19 protein-coding genes are annotated in these 20,098 nt (G+C 62.0%); 17 read left to right on the forward strand and 2 right to left on the reverse strand.

Annotated elements, in window-relative coordinates:
- Positions 1-67: 67 nt before the first annotated feature.
- Together B5E41_RS08905 and B5E41_RS08910 are read right to left on the reverse strand one after the other, a co-directional pair.
- Positions 68-985: a response regulator transcription factor gene (locus B5E41_RS08905; RefSeq protein ID WP_088392848.1), complete on the reverse strand. Its 918-nt coding sequence runs from the start codon at positions 983-985 to the stop codon at positions 68-70.
- Complete coding sequence (locus B5E41_RS08910) at positions 978-4,361, reverse strand: hybrid sensor histidine kinase/response regulator (protein WP_088392850.1); 3,384 nt, start codon at positions 4,359-4,361, stop codon at positions 978-980. Before B5E41_RS08910 ends, B5E41_RS08905 begins: the two co-directional genes overlap by 8 nt.
- Before the next feature lie 177 nt (positions 4,362-4,538).
- Here B5E41_RS08910 and B5E41_RS08915 point away from each other — a divergent pair, with 177 nt between their 5' ends.
- The 17 genes from B5E41_RS08915 to ureE all read left to right on the forward strand — a co-directional run bounded on the left by B5E41_RS08915 (position 4,539) and on the right by ureE (position 20,095).
- Positions 4,539-6,440, forward strand: a complete 1,902-nt coding sequence (locus B5E41_RS08915; RefSeq protein WP_088392852.1) for an acid phosphatase — start codon at positions 4,539-4,541, stop codon at positions 6,438-6,440.
- Positions 6,441-6,620: 180 nt separating this feature from the next.
- Positions 6,621-7,913: an urea ABC transporter substrate-binding protein gene (gene urtA, locus B5E41_RS08920; RefSeq protein WP_088392854.1), complete on the forward strand. Its 1,293-nt coding sequence runs from the start codon at positions 6,621-6,623 to the stop codon at positions 7,911-7,913.
- Between the two features lie 111 nt (positions 7,914-8,024).
- Positions 8,025-9,650 carry an urea ABC transporter permease subunit UrtB gene (urtB, locus tag B5E41_RS08925; RefSeq protein WP_088392856.1) on the forward strand — a complete coding sequence of 542 codons (1,626 nt, stop codon included), beginning with the start codon at positions 8,025-8,027 and terminating at the stop codon, positions 9,648-9,650.
- Complete coding sequence (gene urtC, locus B5E41_RS08930) at positions 9,647-10,810, forward strand: urea ABC transporter permease subunit UrtC (RefSeq protein WP_088392858.1); 1,164 nt, start codon at positions 9,647-9,649, stop codon at positions 10,808-10,810. The genes urtB and urtC overlap by 4 nt, the downstream gene beginning before the upstream one ends.
- A gap of 5 nt (positions 10,811-10,815) precedes the next feature.
- The gene (gene urtD, locus B5E41_RS08935; RefSeq protein WP_088393239.1) at positions 10,816-11,571 is read left to right on the forward strand and encodes an urea ABC transporter ATP-binding protein UrtD; all 756 of its coding nucleotides are present in this window, start codon (positions 10,816-10,818) and stop codon (positions 11,569-11,571) included.
- 76 nt (positions 11,572-11,647) lie between these two features.
- Entirely contained in the window at positions 11,648-12,166 is a 519-nt protein-coding gene (locus B5E41_RS08940) for a hypothetical protein (RefSeq protein WP_088393241.1), read from the forward strand.
- Positions 12,167-12,184: 18 nt separating this feature from the next.
- Positions 12,185-12,880: an urea ABC transporter ATP-binding subunit UrtE gene (urtE, locus tag B5E41_RS08945; protein WP_088392860.1), complete on the forward strand. Its 696-nt coding sequence runs from the start codon at positions 12,185-12,187 to the stop codon at positions 12,878-12,880.
- Between the two features lie 138 nt (positions 12,881-13,018).
- Positions 13,019-13,840, forward strand: a complete 822-nt coding sequence (locus tag B5E41_RS08950; protein ID WP_088393243.1) for an urease accessory protein UreD — start codon at positions 13,019-13,021, stop codon at positions 13,838-13,840.
- 28 nt (positions 13,841-13,868) lie between these two features.
- A complete protein-coding gene (locus B5E41_RS08955; protein WP_064695492.1) occupies positions 13,869-14,171 on the forward strand; it encodes an urease subunit gamma in 303 nt (100 codons plus the stop codon).
- Between the two features lie 9 nt (positions 14,172-14,180).
- On the forward strand, positions 14,181-14,432 hold the full coding sequence (locus B5E41_RS08960; RefSeq protein WP_088392862.1) for a DUF1272 domain-containing protein: 252 nt from the start codon (positions 14,181-14,183) through the stop codon (positions 14,430-14,432).
- A gap of 10 nt (positions 14,433-14,442) precedes the next feature.
- Positions 14,443-14,748: an urease subunit beta gene (locus tag B5E41_RS08965; protein WP_088392864.1), complete on the forward strand. Its 306-nt coding sequence runs from the start codon at positions 14,443-14,445 to the stop codon at positions 14,746-14,748.
- A 17-nt stretch (positions 14,749-14,765) separates the two neighbouring features.
- On the forward strand, positions 14,766-15,173 hold the full coding sequence (locus B5E41_RS08970) for a lysozyme inhibitor LprI family protein (RefSeq protein ID WP_088392866.1): 408 nt from the start codon (positions 14,766-14,768) through the stop codon (positions 15,171-15,173).
- A 1-nt stretch (position 15,174) separates the two neighbouring features.
- Positions 15,175-15,813, forward strand: a complete 639-nt coding sequence (locus B5E41_RS08975) for a Urease operon accessory protein (RefSeq protein WP_088392868.1) — start codon at positions 15,175-15,177, stop codon at positions 15,811-15,813.
- Positions 15,814-15,816: 3 nt separating this feature from the next.
- A complete protein-coding gene (gene ureC, locus B5E41_RS08980) occupies positions 15,817-17,529 on the forward strand; it encodes an urease subunit alpha (protein ID WP_088392870.1) in 1,713 nt (570 codons plus the stop codon).
- A 28-nt stretch (positions 17,530-17,557) separates the two neighbouring features.
- On the forward strand, positions 17,558-18,229 hold the full coding sequence (locus B5E41_RS08985; protein ID WP_088392872.1) for a TIGR02117 family protein: 672 nt from the start codon (positions 17,558-17,560) through the stop codon (positions 18,227-18,229).
- 330 nt (positions 18,230-18,559) lie between these two features.
- Positions 18,560-19,423, forward strand: a complete 864-nt coding sequence (locus B5E41_RS08990; RefSeq protein ID WP_088392874.1) for a GGDEF domain-containing protein — start codon at positions 18,560-18,562, stop codon at positions 19,421-19,423.
- Positions 19,424-19,510: 87 nt separating this feature from the next.
- Entirely contained in the window at positions 19,511-20,095 is a 585-nt protein-coding gene (gene ureE / locus B5E41_RS08995) for an urease accessory protein UreE (protein WP_088392876.1), read from the forward strand.
- Positions 20,096-20,098 lie beyond the last annotated feature (3 nt).

Genomic DNA, 20,098 nt, shown 5'->3' on the forward strand with positions numbered 1-20,098 from the left:
GCCGGACCGGGGTTATTCGAAAGCTTGCAGCCGACATCGTGCCGGTGGCGCCCCGTTTCAATATCCCTCATATTTCATGCAGAACATGCGTCGCCTTCACGGCCGCCGACGCCCGGTTTTCGACGCCGAGTTTCACGTAGATCTGTTCGAGGTGCTTGTTCACTGTGCGCGCCGACAAACCCAGTATTTCGCCGATGTCACGGTTGGCCTTGCCCTTGGCGATCCAGAGCAGCACTTCGGATTCTCGTTGGGTGAGCGCAAAACGCTGGCGCAGCATCTCGTCGTCGCTACGCTGGCTGGCGGCGGTGAGGCGGAAGAGATATTCATCCGGGCCGATCGAACCGAGGAAGGCAAGCTGCAGCGCCGGCTGGCCGGCGTGGGTGATTGAGATGATGCCGTCGCGCCCTGCTGTCGTGCGGTCGCGCATCCAGCCGGCGATATGGCGGACGACGATCTCCATGCCATCGTCACTGCCCATGGCGGCATTGACCAACCGGGTCGCCTGCGGCGTCGACCATTGGATCGCGCCATCGCCCTTGACCGCCAGCAGATGACGGCCGGCGGCGTCGAGCGCAACGCGGGCGCTCTGGGCCGAGCGGGCATTGCGCAGATGGACGCGGATGCGGGCGCGCAGTTCGTCGATGTTGATCGGCTTGGTGAGGTAATCGACGCCGCCGGATTCCAGCGCGTGCACGACATGCTCGGTCTCCGTCAGGCCGGTCATGAAGACGACCGGCACCTGGGCTACAGTGGCATTCGCCTTCAGCCTTCGGCAGGTCTCGAAGCCGTCCATGGCGGGCATCACGGCGTCGAGCAGGATCAGATCGGGCGTGATCCGCTCGATGATGCCAAGCGCTGCCGTGCCTGAGGTGGCGATCAGCACGGAGAAGCCGGATTGTTCGAGCGCGTCTGTGAGGAAACCGAGCGCTTCCGGCGAGTCGTCGACCAGCAGAACGATGTCGCGAGGGAGGGCCGGCTCAGCCAATGGATTCCACCTTTTCGTCGAAGTCGTGCAGGAAGGTCATGTAGCCGGCCAGATCGAAGGCGGCCACATAGGGTTGAAGAGCCTGGGTGAATGGCCGATTTGCCTCCACCCTGGCAAGGTCCGAAAGCTTGGCTTCGATGCCCCTGATGTAACCGATCTCGCCGAGCCGCAGCAATTCCTGCACATGGGCTGCACCCGGGCCCAACATCGGCGCTGCGGCCTTTGCAGGAGCGGCGGGGGCGTCATCGGCATAGAACCAGTTCAGGCTGAGATGCAAGGCGAGCTTGTCGCGCAGCCGGCGGATGTCGATGGGCTTGCCGATCGCATCATTGTGGCTGTCGTCGCTGTCACTCAGAACCGTTGCATCGCCGATATTGGCCGAAAGCATCACAACCGGCGCTGTCTGGCCAGCCTCACGCAGACGCGAGACGAGCTGCCAGCCGCTCATGCCGGGCATCAGTATATCGACGAGGAACAGATCGGGCAGGATGCCGTCGATCAGCGTCAGGCATTCGGCCCCGCCTGCTGCCGTCAGCACGATGAAATCGAGCGGCGCCAGGATTTCGCGCATCATCTCGCGGTGATCCTCATTGTCGTCGACGACGACGATGGTTCGGCGCGGACCGTCGTAACCGACGATGCGTTTTTCCTGCGGCGGCGCGGCGGCGCGCATGACGGCGGACAGCATCAACCGCACACGGAATGCCGAGCCTTCGTCCTTGACGCTTGAGACCGCAATCTCGCCACCAAGCGTGTTGGTCAGAAGTCGGGTGATGGTGAGGCCGAGGCCGAGGCCCGGCATCGGCCGCACGCTGTCTGCCTCGCCCCGCTGGAAAGGTTCGTAGATGCGCGTCAGGTCCTTCTCGGCGATGCCGCGGCCGGTATCGGTGACGGTGAAGGTCGCGACCTGGCTGCGATAGGCGACATCGAAGGTGACGCTGCCTTCGTCGGTGAATTTGATGGCATTGGAGAGCAGGTTGACGAGAATCTGGCGCAGGCGCTTTTCATCGGTGCGGACGAATTGCGGCAAGGCGGGCGAGCGATCATGGATGAAGGCGAGCCCCTTTGCCTGCGCCTGCGGCCGAAACAGCTCGACGATCTGGTCGAGGAAGTCCTGGATGTTGATCTCGTTGGAATAAACCTGCAGGCGGCCGGCCTCGATCTTAGAAATATCGAGCAGGCCGTCGATCAGCCCCGAGAGATGTTCGGCGCTGCGGCGGATCACCTTGATCGAGGATTGGCGCGGCGCGGGGATCGTTTCGTCGCGTTCGAGGATCTGGGCATAGCCGAGTACGGCATTCAGCGGCGTGCGCAGTTCGTGGCTGAGGCCGACGACATAGCGGCTCTTGGCGCGGTTGGCAGCCTCGGCCGTCTCCTTGGCGTTCTGCAGGGCCGCATCGGTTTTCTTGTGGGCGGCGATTTCCCTGAGCAGCAGCGTGTTCTGGCGCGAGGATTCCTCCTCGGCGACGACACGGCTGTCATGGGCGAGCACATAGAACCAGCAGACGACGCCTGATATCACCGAGAAGACGAAGAAGACGATCAGAATGGTGCGATCGACAACTTCTGCCGTTTCCGGCGAGGCGGAGGCAACCTGATGGGCGATCATCGCCAGGATCGCGCCAATGGCGGTCAGCGACAGCGCTACGGCGATGGCGTAGCGGCCGAGGCGCGTCGTCAGCTTGCCCAGAATACTCTCCGGCAGCAGCGTCCTCGCGACCGTGCCCACCTGGGCGTTGAAATGCGCGGCCGGCTTGCACATGTCGTGGCAGCGGCTGTCGAGCGAACAGCAGAGCGAGCAGATCGGTGCGGCGTAGGCCGGGCACCAGGCCATATCCTCCGGCTCGAATGGGTGCTCGCAGACGGAACAGGTGATGTTCGTCTGGTTCTTCCAGCTCTGGCGAGGCTTGCGGGCGAGGTAGAATTTTCCCTTTGTCGCCCAGGCGAGCGCAGGCGTGGCGATGAGGGCTATGACGAGGGTAATATAGGGGGCGAGCGAAGCGGCTGTCTCGCCGAAGGTGCCGAAATGGGCGACCAGCGATATCGTCGCCGACAGCGTCATGGCGCCGAGGCCGACCGGGTTGATGTCGTAGAGATGGGCCCGCTTGAACTCGATGCCGGGAGGGGCAAGTCCCAGCGGCTTGTTAATGAAGAGATCGGCCGAGATCGTGCAGAGCCAGGCCATGGCGATGATCGAGAAGATGCCGAGCGTCTCTTCCAGCAGCCGGTAGATACCGAGCTCCATCAGGAGCAGGGCGATTGCGACATTGAAGACAAGCCAGATGACGCGGCCGGGATGGCTGTGGGTCAGCCGTGAGAAGAAATTCGACCAGGCCAGCGAGCCGGCATAGGCGTTCATCACGTTGATCTTGAGCTGCGAAACGACGACGAAGGCGGCCATCAGCAGCAGTGCGGCGTTATGCCAGGGCACCATGTAACCGAAGGCGGTCAGGTACATCTGCGCCGGATCGGCGGCACGGTCGAGAGGCACGCCCGAGGCGAGGGTCAGCACGACGAGGAACGAGCCGGCAAGCAGCTTCGGTGCGCCGATGATGACCCAACCGGGACCGGCGAGGAAGACGGCGAGGCGATGGCGCCACTTGCGCTGCGAGACCGGCGGCAGAAAGCGCAGGAAATCGGCCTGTTCGCCGATCTGCGACATCAGCGCCAGGATGACGGCGGAGGCGGCACCGAACTCAACCAGATCGAAGCGTGCGACGGTGCCGGGAGGACCGGAGGCATGGCGGATGCCGGCGAAGGCACGCCACAGGTCGAACTTTCCCCAGTCCATGAGGGCGATGAAGATGAAGGGCAGGATGTTCAGCACGATCCAGAAAGGCTGGGTCATCAGCTGGAACTTGCTGATCAGCCGCACGCCGTGTGTCACCAGCGGGATCACCATGACGGCGCTGATGATATAGCCGATCCAAAGCGGAATGCCGAGGGTGAGCTCGAGCGCCCCGGACATGATCGAGGCCTCGATCGCGAACAGCATGAAGGTGAAGCCCGCATAGATCAGCGAGGTGATGGTTGAGCCGATATAGCCGAAGCCGGCGCCGCGCGTCAGAAGATCGATGTCGACGCCGTGACGGATGGCGTATCGGCTGATCGGCAGACCGATCGCCAGCATGGCGATCGAGGCGACGATGATGGCGTAGAAGGCATTGGTGGTGCCGTAGGAGAGGGTGATCGCGGCGCCGATCGCTTCGAGCGCCAGGAAAGAAATCGCGCCGATCGCCGTCTGCGAAATGCGTTCGGAGGAAAAATGGCGGGCGCTCTTTGCGGTGAACCGCAGCGCGTAATCTTCCAGCGTCTGATTGGCGACCCAGCGATTATATTCGCGTCTCACCGGAATGATGCGTTGGCGCGCTGTCATGCCTTCTTTCCGGCACTCTCGTTGGGCTCATGTTTCCACCGCAGTTTTGGCGGGATGAACAGGAAAGGCAAGAGGCGAGCACTGGCGGATTCGCAGAACAGTAATATTTTTGAAGCGGCGCTGTCACATAAGCGCTCTAACCCTCCTGCCGTTCGTTCAACCATTTCGGGTACACTCATGTCTGTTTCAAAACTTTGCCGCCTGAGCACCGCTCTTGTCTGCCTCCTTTCGATCGCGCCATCGCTTGCCGCCGCCGAGCAGACGGCCGCGAAAGCGCCTTATGCTGAAACAGGAAACACCAATAAGCGCGGGGACGCCTGCTTCTCGACGGTGGACACCAATGCTGCCGTCCATCTTCTCTCCGGCTTCCTCGAAATCTGGACCCCACGCACGCCTTTCGTCGATGCCGCTGTGGAAGCCGCGGCCAAGGACAATTGCCCTGCAGTCGCCAAGACGGATTGGGATGGCATCCCCTTCAGCAAAACCGACGGCCAGATCGTCAATAAGCCAGTCCATGATGCGAATATCGCCTATGTCGTCAAAGTGACGAAGGCGCGGACGGCCGAGCAGGCGGTTGCCGCCTATCTCGACGACCGGCGCGGCAAGAATGCCAGCATCGTCGATGGCCTCGGTCCGCTGACGGATGCCTGGAAGGCCGGTTCCAAGCAGATCACCACGATCACTGAGGTGGCGGCCGACGCGACGACGGTCAAATATGACGACAAGGGTAACAATCGCGGTGCCGGCAGCAAAGCGGACACGGAAAACAAGACCGATGCCAATCCGGACATGGGCCTCGCCATCGACTTCATCAACGCCGCAAGCGGCGATGGCTCGACGGAGCCCGCCAAGCGCTATTTCAAATATGCCCGTCCCTATCGCTGGAGCCCGAATGTCTCGGTCGTCCCGACGCTCGAGCCCGCCAAAAGCAGCAAGCCGGTCGAGGACGGTGGCTTCCCCAGCGGACATACGGCGGAAGGCTGGCGGGATGCGCTCGCCATGGCCTATCTGGTGCCGCAGCGATTCCAGGAAATGATCGCGCGCGCCAGCGAAATGGGTGAAGACCGCATCCTTGCCGGCATGCACTCCCCCCTCGACGTGATGGGCGGCCGCATGCTCGGCACCGCCACGGTCGTCTATAACCTGAACAAATCCGACAATGCAGCGCTGAAGCGCGACGCTTACGCCCAGGCGCAATCATGGCTGATCGGCAAGTCGGGTGTTACGGATGCGGGTGCGCTCGAAGTCGCCGCCCATGCGGCGCCGCTTTCGGCGGACCGTTTCGCCGATCATGATGCCAATCGCGCTTACGTTCTGCAGCGCCTGAGCTATGGCCTGCCGACGATCCACGAGACCGATCAGCCGGCTCGCGTACCGCAGGGCGCCGAAGCGCTTCTGGAAACCCGTCTGCCCTATCTCGACGGCGAGCAGCGCCGCCAGGTGCTTGGCACAACGGAAATCGCCTCGGGCTATCCGCTTCTCGACGACGCGGAAGGCTACGGCCGCCTTAATCTGTTTGCTGCCGCTGATGGCTATGGCGCTTTCGGCCAGGATGTGACCGTCACGATGGATGCGGCAAAGGGTGGCTTCAATGCGATCGACACCTGGCGCAACGACATCGGCGGCAAGGGCAAGCTGGTGAAGCGCGGCAGCGGCATTCTCGGTCTTTCCGGCGCCAACAGCTATGCTGGCGGCACCGTGCTGGACGAGGGCGTGCTGATAGCCGGCTCTCCCTCGGCCCTCGGCGCCGGCGGGCTCACGGTCAATGGCGGTTCGCTCATCGTGTCGGCCGACAAGCCCCTGGCCGTGGGCGGCGACTATCAGCAGCTCGCCAGTGCGACGGCGAAGCCGACGCTCGGCGCGAATGGCGCCGGCACGCTGGTCGTTGCAGGCAAGGCAACGCTCGCCGGCGATCTTGACGTGGCACTTGCCCATGGCTTTGCGCCGGCCCCAGGAACGAAAATCGAAATCCTGAAGGCTGCCGCCATTACCGGCACCTTCGGCAAATTCACCATCTCCGGCCACAGGGCGACGCTGTCCTATGGCCCGACCTCAGTCACCCTAACGATCGACGACTAATAGCGGACCGACAGGGCATCCCCTTTGGTGGGGATGCCTTGCTTTCCCGGCCTGCGCATTCGACCCCTGTGCCTACGTCATTTTGCGTATGTGTTTTTGCGCTGCAGCACCCGATAGTCCCCTCGGCAACAGTTAACTCCGTTTCCGGCCTGTTGCGGAACAAGAGAGGGGATCAACCATATGAATCTCAAATCCACGTTTACGAGTGCCGCGATCGGCGCCGTCATGGCGGCGTCGGCTGCCTTCGGCGGTGCGGCTGCGGCCGATGATACGATCAAGGTCGGCGTGCTGCATTCGCTTTCCGGCACGATGGCGATTTCCGAAACCACGCTGAAAGACGCCATGCTGATGCTCATCGACGAGCAGAACAAGAAGGGCGGTCTTCTCGGCAAGAAACTCGAGGCCGTCGTCGTCGACCCGGCTTCTGACTGGCCGCTCTTTGCTGAAAAGGCGCGCGAGCTGATCGAAAAGGACAAGGTCGCCGCCGTCTTTGGCTGCTGGACGTCGTCCTCGCGCAAATCCGTCCTGCCCGTCTTCGAAGAGCTGAACTCGCTGCTTTTCTACCCCGTGCAGTATGAAGGCGAAGAATCCTCGCGCAACATCTTCTACACAGGTGCTGCTCCGAACCAGCAGGCTATCCCGGCGGTCGACTACCTGATGAAGACCGAGGGCGTGAAGCGCTTCGTGCTCGAAGGCACCGATTACGTCTATCCGCGTACAACCAACAAGATTCTGGCAGCCTATCTCGAATCCAAGGGCATCCCGAAGGAAGACATTCTCGTCAACTACACGCCGTTCGGCTTCTCCGACTGGCAGACCGAAGTCGCCAAGATCAAGGAGTTCGGTTCTGCCGGCAAGAAGACCGCCGTCGTCTCCACGATCAATGGCGATGCCAACGTGCCGTTCTACAAGGAACTCGGCAACCAGGGCATCAAGGCAACCGATATTCCGGTTGTCGCCTTCTCGGTCGGCGAAGAAGAGCTTGCCGGTCTCGACACGAAGCCGCTCGTCGGCCATCTGGCCGCATGGAACTACTTCGAGTCCGTGGAAAGCCCAGCCAACAAGAAGTTCATCAAGGAATGGCATGCGTTCACCAAGAACGACAAGCGCGTGACCAACGACCCGATGGAAGCCGCGTATATCGGCTTCAACGCCTGGGTGAAGGCCGTTCAGGCCGCCGGCACCACCAATACCGATGCCGTTCTCGACAATATTATCGGCGTCACCGTTCCGAACCTCTCCGGCGGCTATGCCACCGTCATGCCGAACCACCACATCACCAAGCCGGTGCTGATCGGCGAAATCCAGGCCGACGGTCAGTTCGAAATCGTCCAGCAGACGCCCGCCGTCGTCGGCGACGAATGGTCCGACTACCTGCCGGACTCAAAGGACCTGATTTCCGATTGGCGCAAGCCTCTCTCCTGCGGCAATTTCAATGTCGCCACAGGCAAGTGCGGCGGCAAGGGCTCCTGAGGAACCCCATCCGTTGAAAGCCTGAAGACTTCCGTCCGGAGCCGATCCGGACGGAAGCTCTGTCCTTACCGCTGCGCCGCAAGGCCGACGACACTCAAGGCGAGAGAGCCGATGTTTCGCGCCATCAAGATTTTCCTTCTGACATTTTGCCTGATGCTTTCCGGCTTGGCGCTTTCGGTGACCGGTCTGCGCGCCGAGGGCGACGTGCACGCTCTCGTCGATGCGCTCGGCGTCGGCGGCTTTCCCGAGCGCGATGCGGCCATCCGGGCGCTTGCCGCTTCCGGGGATTCGCATGTCAGCCGGATCCTGCAGCAACTGAGCGACGGCCAGCTCTACGTCAATTCGGAAGGCGGTCCTGTGCTCGTGCAGGGCGGCACGGAGGACGAGCCGACCTATTCCGACCCGATCAGCGGCGAGGCGGTCGCCGACATCGACCCCGACATGATGTCGAAGGTCAAGATCAACAATTCGCTGCGCACCACGATCACGACTGTGATGAGCCAGCTGACGCTTTTGAGCCCGGATCGCTCCGCGCGGCTCGCAGCGGCCGAGGGCATGCTGAGGGATGCCGATCCCGCCAATCTCGAGCTCCTGAATTCGGCTCTTTCAGCCGAGAAGGACGGCGAGATCAAAAACACGATGGAAGCGGCGCGGGCCGTGATGGTGCTGAAGAGCGATGCCGGCATCGAGGAGAAGCGGGCTGCCATCGACATGATCGCCGCCCGCGGTGGCCGCGATGCGCTGACGATCCTGACGACGGCGATGGCGAACGCCCCTGACGATCTGAAGCCCGCGATCCAGACGGAGATCAATTCGATCAACCGCGACCTGGCGCTCTGGGACGTCGTCCAGAACGTCTGGTACGGCCTGTCGCTCGGCTCTGTCCTGCTGCTCGCCGCGATCGGCCTGGCCATCACCTTCGGCGTCATGGGCGTCATCAACATGGCGCATGGCGAGATGGTGATGATTGGCGCCTATACGACTTACGTGGTGCAGGAATATATCACCTCGGCCTTTCCATCGCTTGCCGATTATTCGCTTGTTTTCGCGGCGCCGGCCGCCTTCGTCTTTACCGGATTCGTCGGCCTCGTCATCGAGCGCGTCGTCATTCGTTATCTCTACGGCCGCCCGCTGGAAACGCTGCTTGCCACCTGGGGCGTGTCGCTGATCCTGCAGCAGGCGATCCGTAGCTATTTCGGCCCGACCAACCGCGAGGTCCGCAATCCCAGCTGGATGTCCGGCGCCTTCGATTTCGGAGGGCTCGTCATCACCTGGAACCGGCTCTGGATCATCGTCTTCTCGATGGTGGTATTCCTGACGCTCCTGATGCTGCTCAAACGCTCCGCCTTCGGCCTGCAGATGCGCGCCGTCACCCAGAACCGCCGCATGGCCTCTTCGATGGGCATCCGCACCGGCTGGGTCGACGCCTTCACCTTCGCGCTCGGTTCCGGCATCGCCGGCATGGCCGGCGTGGCGCTCTCGCAGATCGACAATGTCTCGCCGAACCTCGGCCAGAACTACATCATCGACAGCTTCATGGTCGTCGTCTTCGGCGGTGTCGGCAATCTCTGGGGCACGCTGGTCGGCGCGCTGTCGCTCGGTGTCCTCAACAAGTTCCTCGAGCCCTTCGCCGGCGCGGTGCTCGGCAAGATCCTGGTGCTCGTCCTCATCATTCTCTTCATCCAGAAGCGCCCGCGCGGGCTCTTCGCACTCAAAGGAAGGGCGGTGGAAGCATGATAACGGCCTTCCTTCTCCGGTCTCTCAATCGCAGGATCTCTGTTGCCGTCGCGCTGCTGCTGGCGGTCGCCATTCTGGTGCCGGTCTTGAACCTTGTGGCCGGCCCGAGCCATCCGCTGCACATTCCGACCTATATCATGGCGCTGTTCGGCAAATATCTGACCTATGCGCTGCTGGCGCTGGCGCTCGATCTCGTCTGGGGCTTCTGCGGCATCCTCTCGCTCGGCCACGGCGCCTTCTTCGCGCTCGGCGGTTATGCGATGGGCATGTATCTGATGCGCCAGATCGGCTCGCGCGGCGTTTACGGCGATCCTCTGCTGCCCGACTTCATGGTGTTCCTGAACTGGAAGGAGCTGCCCTGGTTCTGGTACGGCTTCGACCACTTCTGGTTCGCGGCGCTGATGGTGCTCGCCGTACCGGGCCTGCTCGCCTTCGTCTTCGGCTGGTTTGCCTTCCGCTCCCGCGTCAACGGCGTTTACCTCTCGATCATCACCCAAGCGATGACCTATGCTCTGCTGCTTGCCTTCTTCCGTAACGACATGGGGTTCGGCGGCAATAACGGCATGACCGATTTCAAGGATATTCTCGGCTTCAACATCCAGGCGGACGGCACGCGCGCCAGCCTCTTTGCCGCGACCGCGATCTTCCTGGCGCTGTCGCTGACGATCGCCTCGGCAATCGTGCGTTCGAAATTCGGCAAGGTGCTCGTCGGCGTGCGCGATGCGGAAAGCCGCACGCGCTTCCTCGGCTACCGCGTCGAGCATTTCAAGCTCTTCACCTTCGTCGTTTCGGCGATGATGGCGGGCATTGCAGGCGCGCTCTATGTCCCGCAGGTCGGCATCATCAATCCCGGCGAATTCGCGCCCGCCAACTCGATCGAAGTCGTTATCTGGACGGCGGTCGGCGGGCGGGGAACGCTGATCGGGCCGATCATCGGTGCGATCCTCGTCAACGGCGGCAAGACGATCTTTACCGGCCTCTTTCCGGAGTTCTGGCTGTTTGCGTTGGGCGGCCTCTTCGTCGCCGTGACGCTGTTCCTGCCGAAGGGCGTCGTCGGCACGATCTCGTACTATTTCGCGAAGCGGAAGACCGCCTCTGAGCCCGCGCCGCTGCCGGCGCAGGAAGACGGCATCGAGCCGAAAATCCAGGCAGCGGAGTGAGCGCCATGATTCCCGACGTCAAACCGAACAGTGTGCTTTATCTCAGCGGCGTCTCCGTTTCCTTCGACGGCTTCAAGGCGCTGAATTCGCTCTCGATCGTCATCGAGCCCGGCGAGCTTCGCGCCATCATCGGCCCGAACGGCGCCGGCAAGACGACGATGATGGATATCATCACCGGCAAGACACGGCCCGATGAGGGCGAAGTGTTCTTCAACGGTGCGATCGACCTGACGAAGAAGGACGAGGCCGATATCGCCCAGCTCGGCATCGGCCGAAAATTCCAGAAGCCGACGGTCTTCGAAAGCCATACGGTCTGGGACAATCTGGAATTGGCGCTCAACCGCCGCCGCTCGGTGTTTTCGACGCTGTTCTACCGGCTGTCAGGTGAGGACAAGGCACGCATCGAGGAGATCCTCGAAACGGTGCGGCTGACTCACCGGCGCGACGAACTGGCCGCCAACCTCTCGCATGGGCAGAAGCAGTGGCTGGAGATCGGCATGCTGCTGGCGCAGGAGCCGAAGCTGCTGCTCGTCGACGAGCCGGTGGCCGGTATGACCGACGCGGAAACGGCGGAGACGGCGATCCTGCTCAAGGACATTGCCAAGACCCGCTCGGTCGTCGTCGTCGAGCACGATATGGGCTTCATCCGCGACCTCGGCGTCAAGGTGACCTGCCTTGCGGAAGGCTCAGTGCTGGCTGAGGGATCGATCGATTTCGTCAGCTCCGATCCCAAGGTGATCGAGAACTATCTGGGGCGGTGATCAATGCAACTTAGAGGCTTGAACCCGACAAGAGAAAACGCTCTAAAACGGGTGGGGTTTATTGTGGGGCTTCATCATGGCTTTTCTCGGCATTCTGGTCGTAGCGATCAGCGGCGCGGCCGTTTGGTATTGGCGTTTGAAAATGATGCGTGAGGCGGGAAGCGAGATCATCGATTCCGTCGAGCGCATGCGGGGCGTCTATAAGCGCGGAAAATTGCGAAAGCAGGCAGCGGCAGCGCCGCTGGCGTCGATCGCCGATCCGGCGATTGCGGCGGTGGCCTTCTTCTTCTGCCTCGCCAAGGAAAAGCCAATCCATCTCGACGCTGCGAGAGATGTCGTCCGCAACCGCATGAAAGGCATCATCCGGCCGGGCGACATGGAAGAGGTTCTGGTTTTCGGTGAGTGGGCGTCGAAGAACGTCACCAGTCCCGAAGATCCGATCCGCCGGTTCCGGGATCTTTGGCTAAAGGCGCTGGACATGCAGGAGCGCCAGCAACTGATCGGCATTGCCGAGGACGTGGCCGCGGCCGGCGGCGAAAGAACAGACGAACAGGAGCACGCCTTGCAGACGCTGAGGCGCACACTGATGAACTGATGGGGAATGGGTGAAGGGATGCTGACAGTCGAAAACGCAAATCTGCATTATGGCGCGGCGCAGGCGCTGCGCGGCATCTCGATCAAAGCGGAGATGGGCAAGATTACCTGCGTGCTGGGCCGCAACGGCGTCGGCAAGAGTTCCCTTCTGCGCGCCGTGACCGGCCAGCATCCGTTGTCGGCCGGCACCGTCACCTTCAACGATACAAGGCTGAATGGCCTGCCGCCCTTTGCCCGGGCCAAGCAGGGCATCGGCTACGTGCCGCAGGGACGCGAAATCTTTCCGCTGCTGACGGTGAAAGAAAATCTCGAAACCGGCTTTGCACCGCTCGGCCGCCGCGACCGCAACATCCCCGACGATATCTTCAGCCTCTTCCCGGTGCTGAAGTCGATGCTGTCGCGTCGGGGCGGCGATCTTTCCGGCGGGCAGCAGCAACAGCTGGCGATCGGCCGCGCCATGGTGACGCGGCCGAAGATCCTCGTACTCGACGAGCCGACCGAGGGCATTCAGCCGTCGATCATCAAGGATATCGGCCGGGCGATCCGCTACCTCCGCGAATCCACCGGCATGGCGATCCTGCTCGTCGAGCAATATCTGGATTTCTGCCGGGAGCTTGCCGACTACGTCTACATCATGGATCGCGGCGAGATCGTGCATGAAGGGCTGGCGGAGACGCTGGATACCCCGGAAGCCCGTCGTCATCTGACCGTCTGACGGGCAGATGCCGCGTTTTGCGGCAGTGGGAGCCTTACTTCGCCGATCTGCCGCATCTTCCGGGCGGCATGGGAATTGCTTGCTTTCCGTCATCCGCGCGATGAAATGAAAAGCGGTGGCGCGACCGAAAGGGACGAGATGACGATTGCGGCGGCCAGCACGAGACCACAAAGAGCGGAGGGACGCGGGCATCTGGCGGCAAGGCTGCTCGATGGCCGTACGCGCCTCCGTGAACTCTATCAGGAGGGCGCGGCGAAGATCCGTCTGCCCGATACGTTCGATGCCTCGATGGAAGCCGTCATCATCAATACCGCGGGCGGGCTGACTGGCGGCGACCGGATGGACTGGAACGTCGTTGCCGGCGCCGGCACGAAGATCGACGTCACCACCCAGGCCTGCGAGAAGATCTACAAGGCATCGGCTGGAGCCGCCGAGGTGACGACCCGCATCGAAGTCGGTGCGGGAGCGCGCGTCGACTGGCTGCCGCAAGAAACGATCCTCTTCGACCGCGCTTCACTTTTCCGCCGGCTCGATGTCGATCTCGACGGGCGCGCCGAATTCCTGGCCGTCGAGGCGGTGCTGCTCGGCCGCAAGGCGATGGGCGAGGCGGTGGAGACGGGGCTCTTTCGCGACCGCTGGCGCATCCGCCGTTCGGGCCGGCTGATCCATGCTGAGGAACTGATGCTTTCCGAAGGTATTTCGGCGCTGGCTGCGCGCCAGGCCGTGCTTGGCGGGCAGGTCGCGTTTGCGACACTGCTCTATGCCGGGCCGCTGGCGGAAGCCTATCTCGGCAAAGTCCGGCCGCTCGTCGAAGGGCCGATGGGTGGCGCCAGCGCCTGGAACGACAAGCTCGTCGTGCGCCTTGCGGCAGCCGACGGCTTCTCGCTCAGAAAAATCCTGATCCCGGTCATTTCCACCTTGCGCAATGGTGCGCCTGTGCCGAAAGTCTGGAATCTATGAATTTAAGCACGAAGCAGATGGGCACGTAATGAACCTCACTCCGAGAGAAAAAGACAAGCTGCTGATATCGATGGCGGCGATGGTGGCGCGGCGGCGGCTGGAGCGCGGCGTCAAGCTGAACTATCCAGAGGCTATCGCGCTGATCAGCGATTTCGTCGTCGAGGGCGCGCGCGACGGCCGTCCCGTCGCCGAGCTGATGGAGGCCGGTGCCCACGTGATCGGCCGCGACCAGGTGATGGAAGGCGTTGCCGAGATGATCCATGACGTGCAGGTGGAGGCGACCTTCCCCGACGGGACCAAGCTCGTCACCGTGCACGAACCGATCCGGTGAGGACATAGCATGCTGGAGCTCAGGCCCAATTGTGAATGCTGCAACAAGGATCTGCCGCCGGAAAGTGCGGAGGCGCGGATCTGCACCTATGAATGCACCTTCTGCGCCGATTGCGTGGCCGGCGTGCTGAAGGGCGCCTGCCCGAATTGCGGTGGCAACCTCGTCGTCAGGCCCATTCGGCCGGCAGCGATGCTCGCCAAAAATCCTGCGTCGACGAAACGTGTGCTGAAAGCCGAGGGCTGCGCGCCCAGGGCGGCTTAGGGAGAACTCTATGATTCCGGGCGAGATCATTGCCGCAAGCGGCGACATCGAACTCAATGCCGGCGCGCCGACGGTGACGCTGGAAGTTTCCAATACCGGCGACCGGCCGGTGCAGGTGGGCAGCCACTATCATTTCGCCGAGACCAATGCCGGGCTTGCCTTCGACCGCGCGGCGGCGCACGGGAAACGTCTCGATATTCCGGCGGGGACGGCCGTGCGCTTCGAGCCGGGACAGACGCGCTCGGTGACGCTGATCCCGCTTTCCGGCAAGCGCGAGGTCTATGGCTTCCGCCAGCTGGTGATGGGCAAGCTTTAGAACAACGGGAGAGGTGAATGCGTCTGAATATTTGCCTCATTGGGGCGGCGATGCTGTTTGTGGCCGGCGGTGCGTCCGCGCAGGATGTCGATTGCAAGAATCCGGAGACGCAATCGGATATGACCTCCTGCGAAGAGGCGCGCCATGAGGCTGCCGACAAGGCGCTGAACGAACAGTACAAGAAGACGCGTGCCGCCATGGTGGCAATCGACAAGGATCTCGACGGCGATATGAAGGGCGCGGAAAAGGCGCTGGTCAAGGCGCAACGCGCCTGGATCGACTATCGCGACGCAGAATGCGATGCCTTCGGCTTTCAGGCCCGCGGCGGCACGATGGAGCCGATGCTGGTTGCCGGATGCCTGGCCGAAGAGACGGACAAACGCACGAAAGAGCTGAAACAGCTCGAAGACACGATGAGCAACTAGGGTGATCAAAAAGATCGTAATTGTCGGCAATGGCGAGGTCGGGGAAGGACAGGCAGGCATCATCGATGCCGCCGATTTCGTGATCCGCTTCAACGATTGCCGCTCCTACGGCGCCGGCGGCAGCCGCACGGATGCCGTTGCGGTCTGCAATACCGGCCGGCCGGCAAAGGCAATGCTCGGATCGCCCGCGTGGCGCGCTCATCCCGGCATCATCGCGGCGCGCGAAATCTGGAGCGTGCGCGACCCGGAAAAATTTGCCGCGATGCGGGCGCCGCTTGGCGTCTCGCGTCCCGAGCTCGACGATTTCTGCGACGACTATACGGATGCGTTCGCTGCCTTCTGCGCGGATGCCGGCAAGACGCATGTCGTCATCGGCAAGGCGGTCCACGAAGCCGTCGACGTCTCGCTTTCGGCCTTTGCGCCGGCGCCCTATGTGGTGCCGAGCAGCGGCATGATCGTCATCGCCGAGGTGCTGGGCAAATATACCGAGGCCGAGGTGATGCTGGCCGGCTTCGGTCACGCCGGCTGGGAATGGCACCCGTTTGCTGCCGAACGGCAGCTTGTCGATAGCTATATTACCGCCGGCCGCCTCATGCGGCTCGGCGAAAAAACACTTGTCTCTTCCTCCCACGGAGCCTGATGAATGCCCTACAAGATCTCCCGCGCCGCTTATGCCGGCATGTTCGGACCGACCACCGGCGACAAGGTGCGCCTTGCCGATACGGAGCTCTTCATCGAGATCGAAAAGGATTTCACCACCTATGGCGAGGAAGTGAAGTTCGGCGGCGGCAAGGTGATCCGCGACGGCATGGGCCAGAGCCAGGTGACGCGGGCGGACGGCGCGGTCGATACCGTCATCACCAACGCGGTAATCGTCGATCATTCCGGCATCTACAAGGCCGATATCGGGCTGAAGAGCGGACGCATCGTCGCGATCGGCAAGGCGGGCAATCCTGACATGCAGCCGGGCGTCAATATTATTGTCGGCCCGGGCACGGAGGCGATCGCCGCCGAAGGCAAGATCGTTACTGCGGGCGGCATGGACAGCCATATCCACTTCATCGCGCCGCAGCAGATCGAAGAAGCGCTGATGTCTGGCATGACCTGCATGCTCGGCGGCGGCACGGGGCCGGCGCATGGCACGCTTGCCACCACCTGTACGCCAGGCCCCTGGCATCTCGCCCGCATGATCGAGGCGGCGGACGCCTTCCCGATGAACCTTGCCTTTGCCGGTAAGGGCAATGCCTCGCTGCCGGGAGCATTGACCGAAATGGTGCTGGCCGGCGCCACCTCGCTGAAGCTGCACGAAGACTGGGGCACGACGCCCGGCGCCATCGACTGCTGCCTGTCGGTCGCCGACGAATACGATGTGCAGGTGATGATCCACACCGATACGCTGAACGAAAGCGGCTTCGTCGAGGATACGATCGGCGCCATCAAGGGTCGCACCATCCATGCCTTCCACACGGAAGGGGCGGGCGGCGGCCATGCGCCCGATATCATCAAGATCTGCGGCCAATCGAACGTCATCCCGTCGTCCACCAATCCGACGCGGCCCTATACGGTCAACACCATCGCCGAGCATCTCGACATGCTGATGGTCTGCCATCACCTGTCGCCATCGATCCCCGAGGATATCGCCTTTGCCGAAAGCCGTATCCGCAAGGAGACGATTGCGGCGGAAGACATCCTGCATGATATCGGCGCCTTCTCGATCATCTCGTCCGATAGCCAGGCCATGGGCCGTGTCGGCGAGGTGGCGATCCGCACCTGGCAGACGGCCGATAAGATGAAGCGCCAACGCGGCCGGCTGAAGGAGGAAAAGGGCGATAACGACAATTTCCGCGTCCGCCGGTATATCGCCAAATACACGATCAATCCGGCGATCGCCCACGGTCTCAGCCATGAGATCGGCTCGGTCGAGGTCGGCAAGCGCGCCGACCTCGTGCTCTGGAACCCAGCCTTCTTCGGCGTGAAGCCCGACATGGTGCTGCTCGGCGGTTCGATTGCCGCCGCCCCGATGGGCGATCCGAACGCCTCGATCCCGACGCCGCAGCCGGTGCATTATCGGCCGATGTTCGCCTCGTATGGTAAGAGCCTCACCAATTCCTCCGTCACCTTCGTCAGCCAGGCCTCGCTCGACGCCGGCCTGAAGAGCCGGCTCGGTGTCGGCAAGGAACTCGTGGCGGTGAAGAATACGCGCGGTGGCATCTCCAAGGCATCGATGATACACAATGACCTGACGCCGAAGATCGAAGTCGATCCGGAGACCTATGAAGTCAGGGCGAACGGCGAACTGCTGACCTGCGAGCCGGCGACGGTGCTGCCGATGGCGCAGCGCTATTTCCTGTTTTAGGCCAGCATCCGTGCATACGCGGCGGCTGATGAGGACGGGCATCCGCTGGCTGTTGCGGGCCCTATTCCTGCTTCTGATGCTGGCAGCGGGCGGGACCTTCATTCCCCGGCCGCTGATTGCTCCGGTCAAGGCGTCGTCCGCGGCGCCAACCCACCGGGTGCTTCTGCTGTCGGGACCGATCCACACCGATATTGCCATTCCGCTCGATGCGGAGACGCGGGCTGCCTTTTCCTTTCTCGACGATCCCGATTTTCCGCTCGATCACCCGAATGCGGAATGGCTCGTGGTCGGCTGGGGCGGCCGCGCCTTCTATCTGGAAACACCGACCTGGGCTGAGCTGAAGCCGCTACCGGTGCTACGGGCGCTGACGATCGACCGTTCGGTGCTGCATGTCGATCTCGCCGGCCATATTGCCGAGCCGCAGCCTGATGTTACCGCATTCGATATTGGTGACGATGAATTGGCGCGGCTGCGCCAATTCGTCGCGGACAGCTTCGTCGGCAATGCGGGCGAGATCGCGCCGATCCCGGATGCGGGTTACGGGGAGATCGATCGGTTTTTCGAAGCCAAGGGATACTTCAATGCCCTCTTCGGCTGCAACACCTGGACTGCCGCTGCACTCCGTTCGGCGGGGCTTCGAACTGGCTTATGGAACCCGCTTCCACAATCATTGCGATTGTCTATTGGTGTCTACAATTGACGCACCCGCCGGCTTGTCCAGTCTCAAACGAAATTGTGAACGGAACTCTCTGTTCGGTTGTAAAAATCACTAGGAAAACTCAAAATTTTTCCAGTAACACCATTCTGAAACAGACCCGCGCAAGACCTCAACAAAGCTTTTATATATCAGTTGATTAGCTGCTTCCGTGCTCTGTTCGATTTAGGGATTGGAGATTTGCAGCCCCTGCTAGAAAAAATCTCTCCACCGAATCGTCTGAAATCGTTCAAATTTTAACGCATCGATTAAGACACCCGCAGTAATTGCGCTCGTATCAATGCGTTGAAACGCCGGGCAGGAAGGTCGATTCTCATGAGGAACTGGATGTCGCTGCAGGCCGATTTTGGCGATTTTCAATATCGCAGGCACGTCTATGTCTTTGCGCTGAAGATGAGCTTTCTTGCCGTCATTTTCTCCGGCGGCATCATTGCGCTGACGATACCGCCACTCGGTTTTCTCGGGCTGCTGCCAGTGACCCTTTCGCACGCGATCGGCTTCGGCGCCATTTTTTCCTGGCTTGTCGGCGGCACGGTTTCCGGAATGCTGTCGCTGGCCACAGGCTTCACCATGCATGAGCTGACGCTATCGCGGGCGAAGTTCGAAAAGCTCAGCCGCACGGATACCCTCTCCGGCCTGTTGAACCGGCGCGCCTTCACCGAGGCGCTGGATCGGATCGAAGGCGACGCCTCGCTCGTCATTTTCGACGTCGACCGTTTCAAGGCGATCAATGATCGCTTCGGCCATGCCTGCGGCGATGCGGTTATCACGGCGGTTTCGGCGGTGCTGATCACCGCCTTCGACGAATCGTCCGTCGTTGCGCGCCTTGGTGGCGAGGAATTCGGCGTCATCGTCTCCGGCGAACCGCTGGAGAAACGGTTGGAGCGGATCCAGGCCGTGCAGGCCGATATCGCCGGCAGGCCGCTTGTGGCAGATGGGAACCATATAGCCATCACCATTTCCGGCGGCGTGGCCGATCTCATTCCTGGGCGCAACAAGCAGCAGGTTTATGCCTCGGCCGACCGGGCGCTTTATCTCGCCAAGGCGCTCGGACGCAATCGCGTCGTGCACGAGAGGGAGGGGCTGCATCATGCCTGGCACGGACTTGCTGAAGCTGGTCCCGACGCGGAGGGCAGGCGACTGGGCAGCGACAACGTGATGCAGGCCTACGGGATATAAAAGCCAAGCTGCCAACGAAAGGCCATTGGCGCTTGCATCGGCAAGAGCTATTTTGCATGGTCGTCCTTTCAGCAAAACGGACATGTCATGCAGCGCGTTACCTCCTACCTTCCTGCCGGAACCCCGTCCTCCCATCCGACCGCCCAGGTCAAGCTGCCGCATGATCTGCGGCACCTGCGCCGCAAGCTGCTGCATCTGGAAAATGGCGAGATGGTCATGCTCGACCTCAAGGATCCGGTGCTCTTCGCCAATGGCGACCTGCTGGTGCGCGAGGATGGGGAACTGATCGAGATTCTGGCTGCCGACGAGAAACTCTTCGAAATTCGCGGACGCGACCGCACGCATCTCGTCGAGCTTGCCTGGCATCTCGGCAACCGTCATCTTGCCGCCCAGATCGAGGAGGACCGCATCGTCATTCTGCGCGATCATGTCATTCGCACCATGCTGCAGGGGCTCGGCGCCACCGTGCTCGATATCGAAGAGCCCTTCCAACCTGCGCGCGGGGCCTATCATTCGCATGGCGGACATTCGCATGACCACGGGCATGCTCATCATGACCGCGGGCACAATCATAATCCTGAACATGACCATGATCACACGCATGATCACACCTGCGACCATGATCACGACCATGGTCATGGGCACGGGCATCACGGCCACAAACACGACTGAGGC

The organism is Rhizobium esperanzae (assembly GCF_002204185.1).
Lineage (GTDB): Bacteria > Pseudomonadota > Alphaproteobacteria > Rhizobiales > Rhizobiaceae > Rhizobium > Rhizobium esperanzae.

What these genes read in the sequence shown, in the direction of transcription:
- B5E41_RS08910 (WP_088392850.1), bottom strand. Translation starts at nt 4,361, where the DNA reads ATGACAGCGCGCCAACGCATCATTCCGGTGAGACGCGAATATAATCGC.
- B5E41_RS08915 (WP_088392852.1), top strand. Translation starts at nt 4,539, where the DNA reads ATGTCTGTTTCAAAACTTTGCCGCCTGAGCACCGCTCTTGTCTGCCTC.
- urtA (WP_088392854.1), top strand. Translation starts at nt 6,621, where the DNA reads ATGAATCTCAAATCCACGTTTACGAGTGCCGCGATCGGCGCCGTCATG.
- urtB (WP_088392856.1), top strand. Translation starts at nt 8,025, where the DNA reads ATGTTTCGCGCCATCAAGATTTTCCTTCTGACATTTTGCCTGATGCTT.
- urtC (WP_088392858.1), top strand. Translation starts at nt 9,647, where the DNA reads ATGATAACGGCCTTCCTTCTCCGGTCTCTCAATCGCAGGATCTCTGTT.
- urtD (WP_088393239.1), top strand. Translation starts at nt 10,816, where the DNA reads ATGATTCCCGACGTCAAACCGAACAGTGTGCTTTATCTCAGCGGCGTC.
- B5E41_RS08940 (WP_088393241.1), top strand. Translation starts at nt 11,648, where the DNA reads ATGGCTTTTCTCGGCATTCTGGTCGTAGCGATCAGCGGCGCGGCCGTT.
- urtE (WP_088392860.1), top strand. Translation starts at nt 12,185, where the DNA reads ATGCTGACAGTCGAAAACGCAAATCTGCATTATGGCGCGGCGCAGGCG.
- B5E41_RS08950 (WP_088393243.1), top strand. Translation starts at nt 13,019, where the DNA reads ATGACGATTGCGGCGGCCAGCACGAGACCACAAAGAGCGGAGGGACGC.
- B5E41_RS08955 (WP_064695492.1), top strand. Translation starts at nt 13,869, where the DNA reads ATGAACCTCACTCCGAGAGAAAAAGACAAGCTGCTGATATCGATGGCG.
- B5E41_RS08960 (WP_088392862.1), top strand. Translation starts at nt 14,181, where the DNA reads ATGCTGGAGCTCAGGCCCAATTGTGAATGCTGCAACAAGGATCTGCCG.
- B5E41_RS08965 (WP_088392864.1), top strand. Translation starts at nt 14,443, where the DNA reads ATGATTCCGGGCGAGATCATTGCCGCAAGCGGCGACATCGAACTCAAT.
- B5E41_RS08970 (WP_088392866.1), top strand. Translation starts at nt 14,766, where the DNA reads ATGCGTCTGAATATTTGCCTCATTGGGGCGGCGATGCTGTTTGTGGCC.
- ureC (WP_088392870.1), top strand. Translation starts at nt 15,817, where the DNA reads ATGCCCTACAAGATCTCCCGCGCCGCTTATGCCGGCATGTTCGGACCG.
- B5E41_RS08985 (WP_088392872.1), top strand. Translation starts at nt 17,558, where the DNA reads ATGAGGACGGGCATCCGCTGGCTGTTGCGGGCCCTATTCCTGCTTCTG.
- B5E41_RS08990 (WP_088392874.1), top strand. Translation starts at nt 18,560, where the DNA reads ATGAGGAACTGGATGTCGCTGCAGGCCGATTTTGGCGATTTTCAATAT.
- ureE (WP_088392876.1), top strand. Translation starts at nt 19,511, where the DNA reads ATGCAGCGCGTTACCTCCTACCTTCCTGCCGGAACCCCGTCCTCCCAT.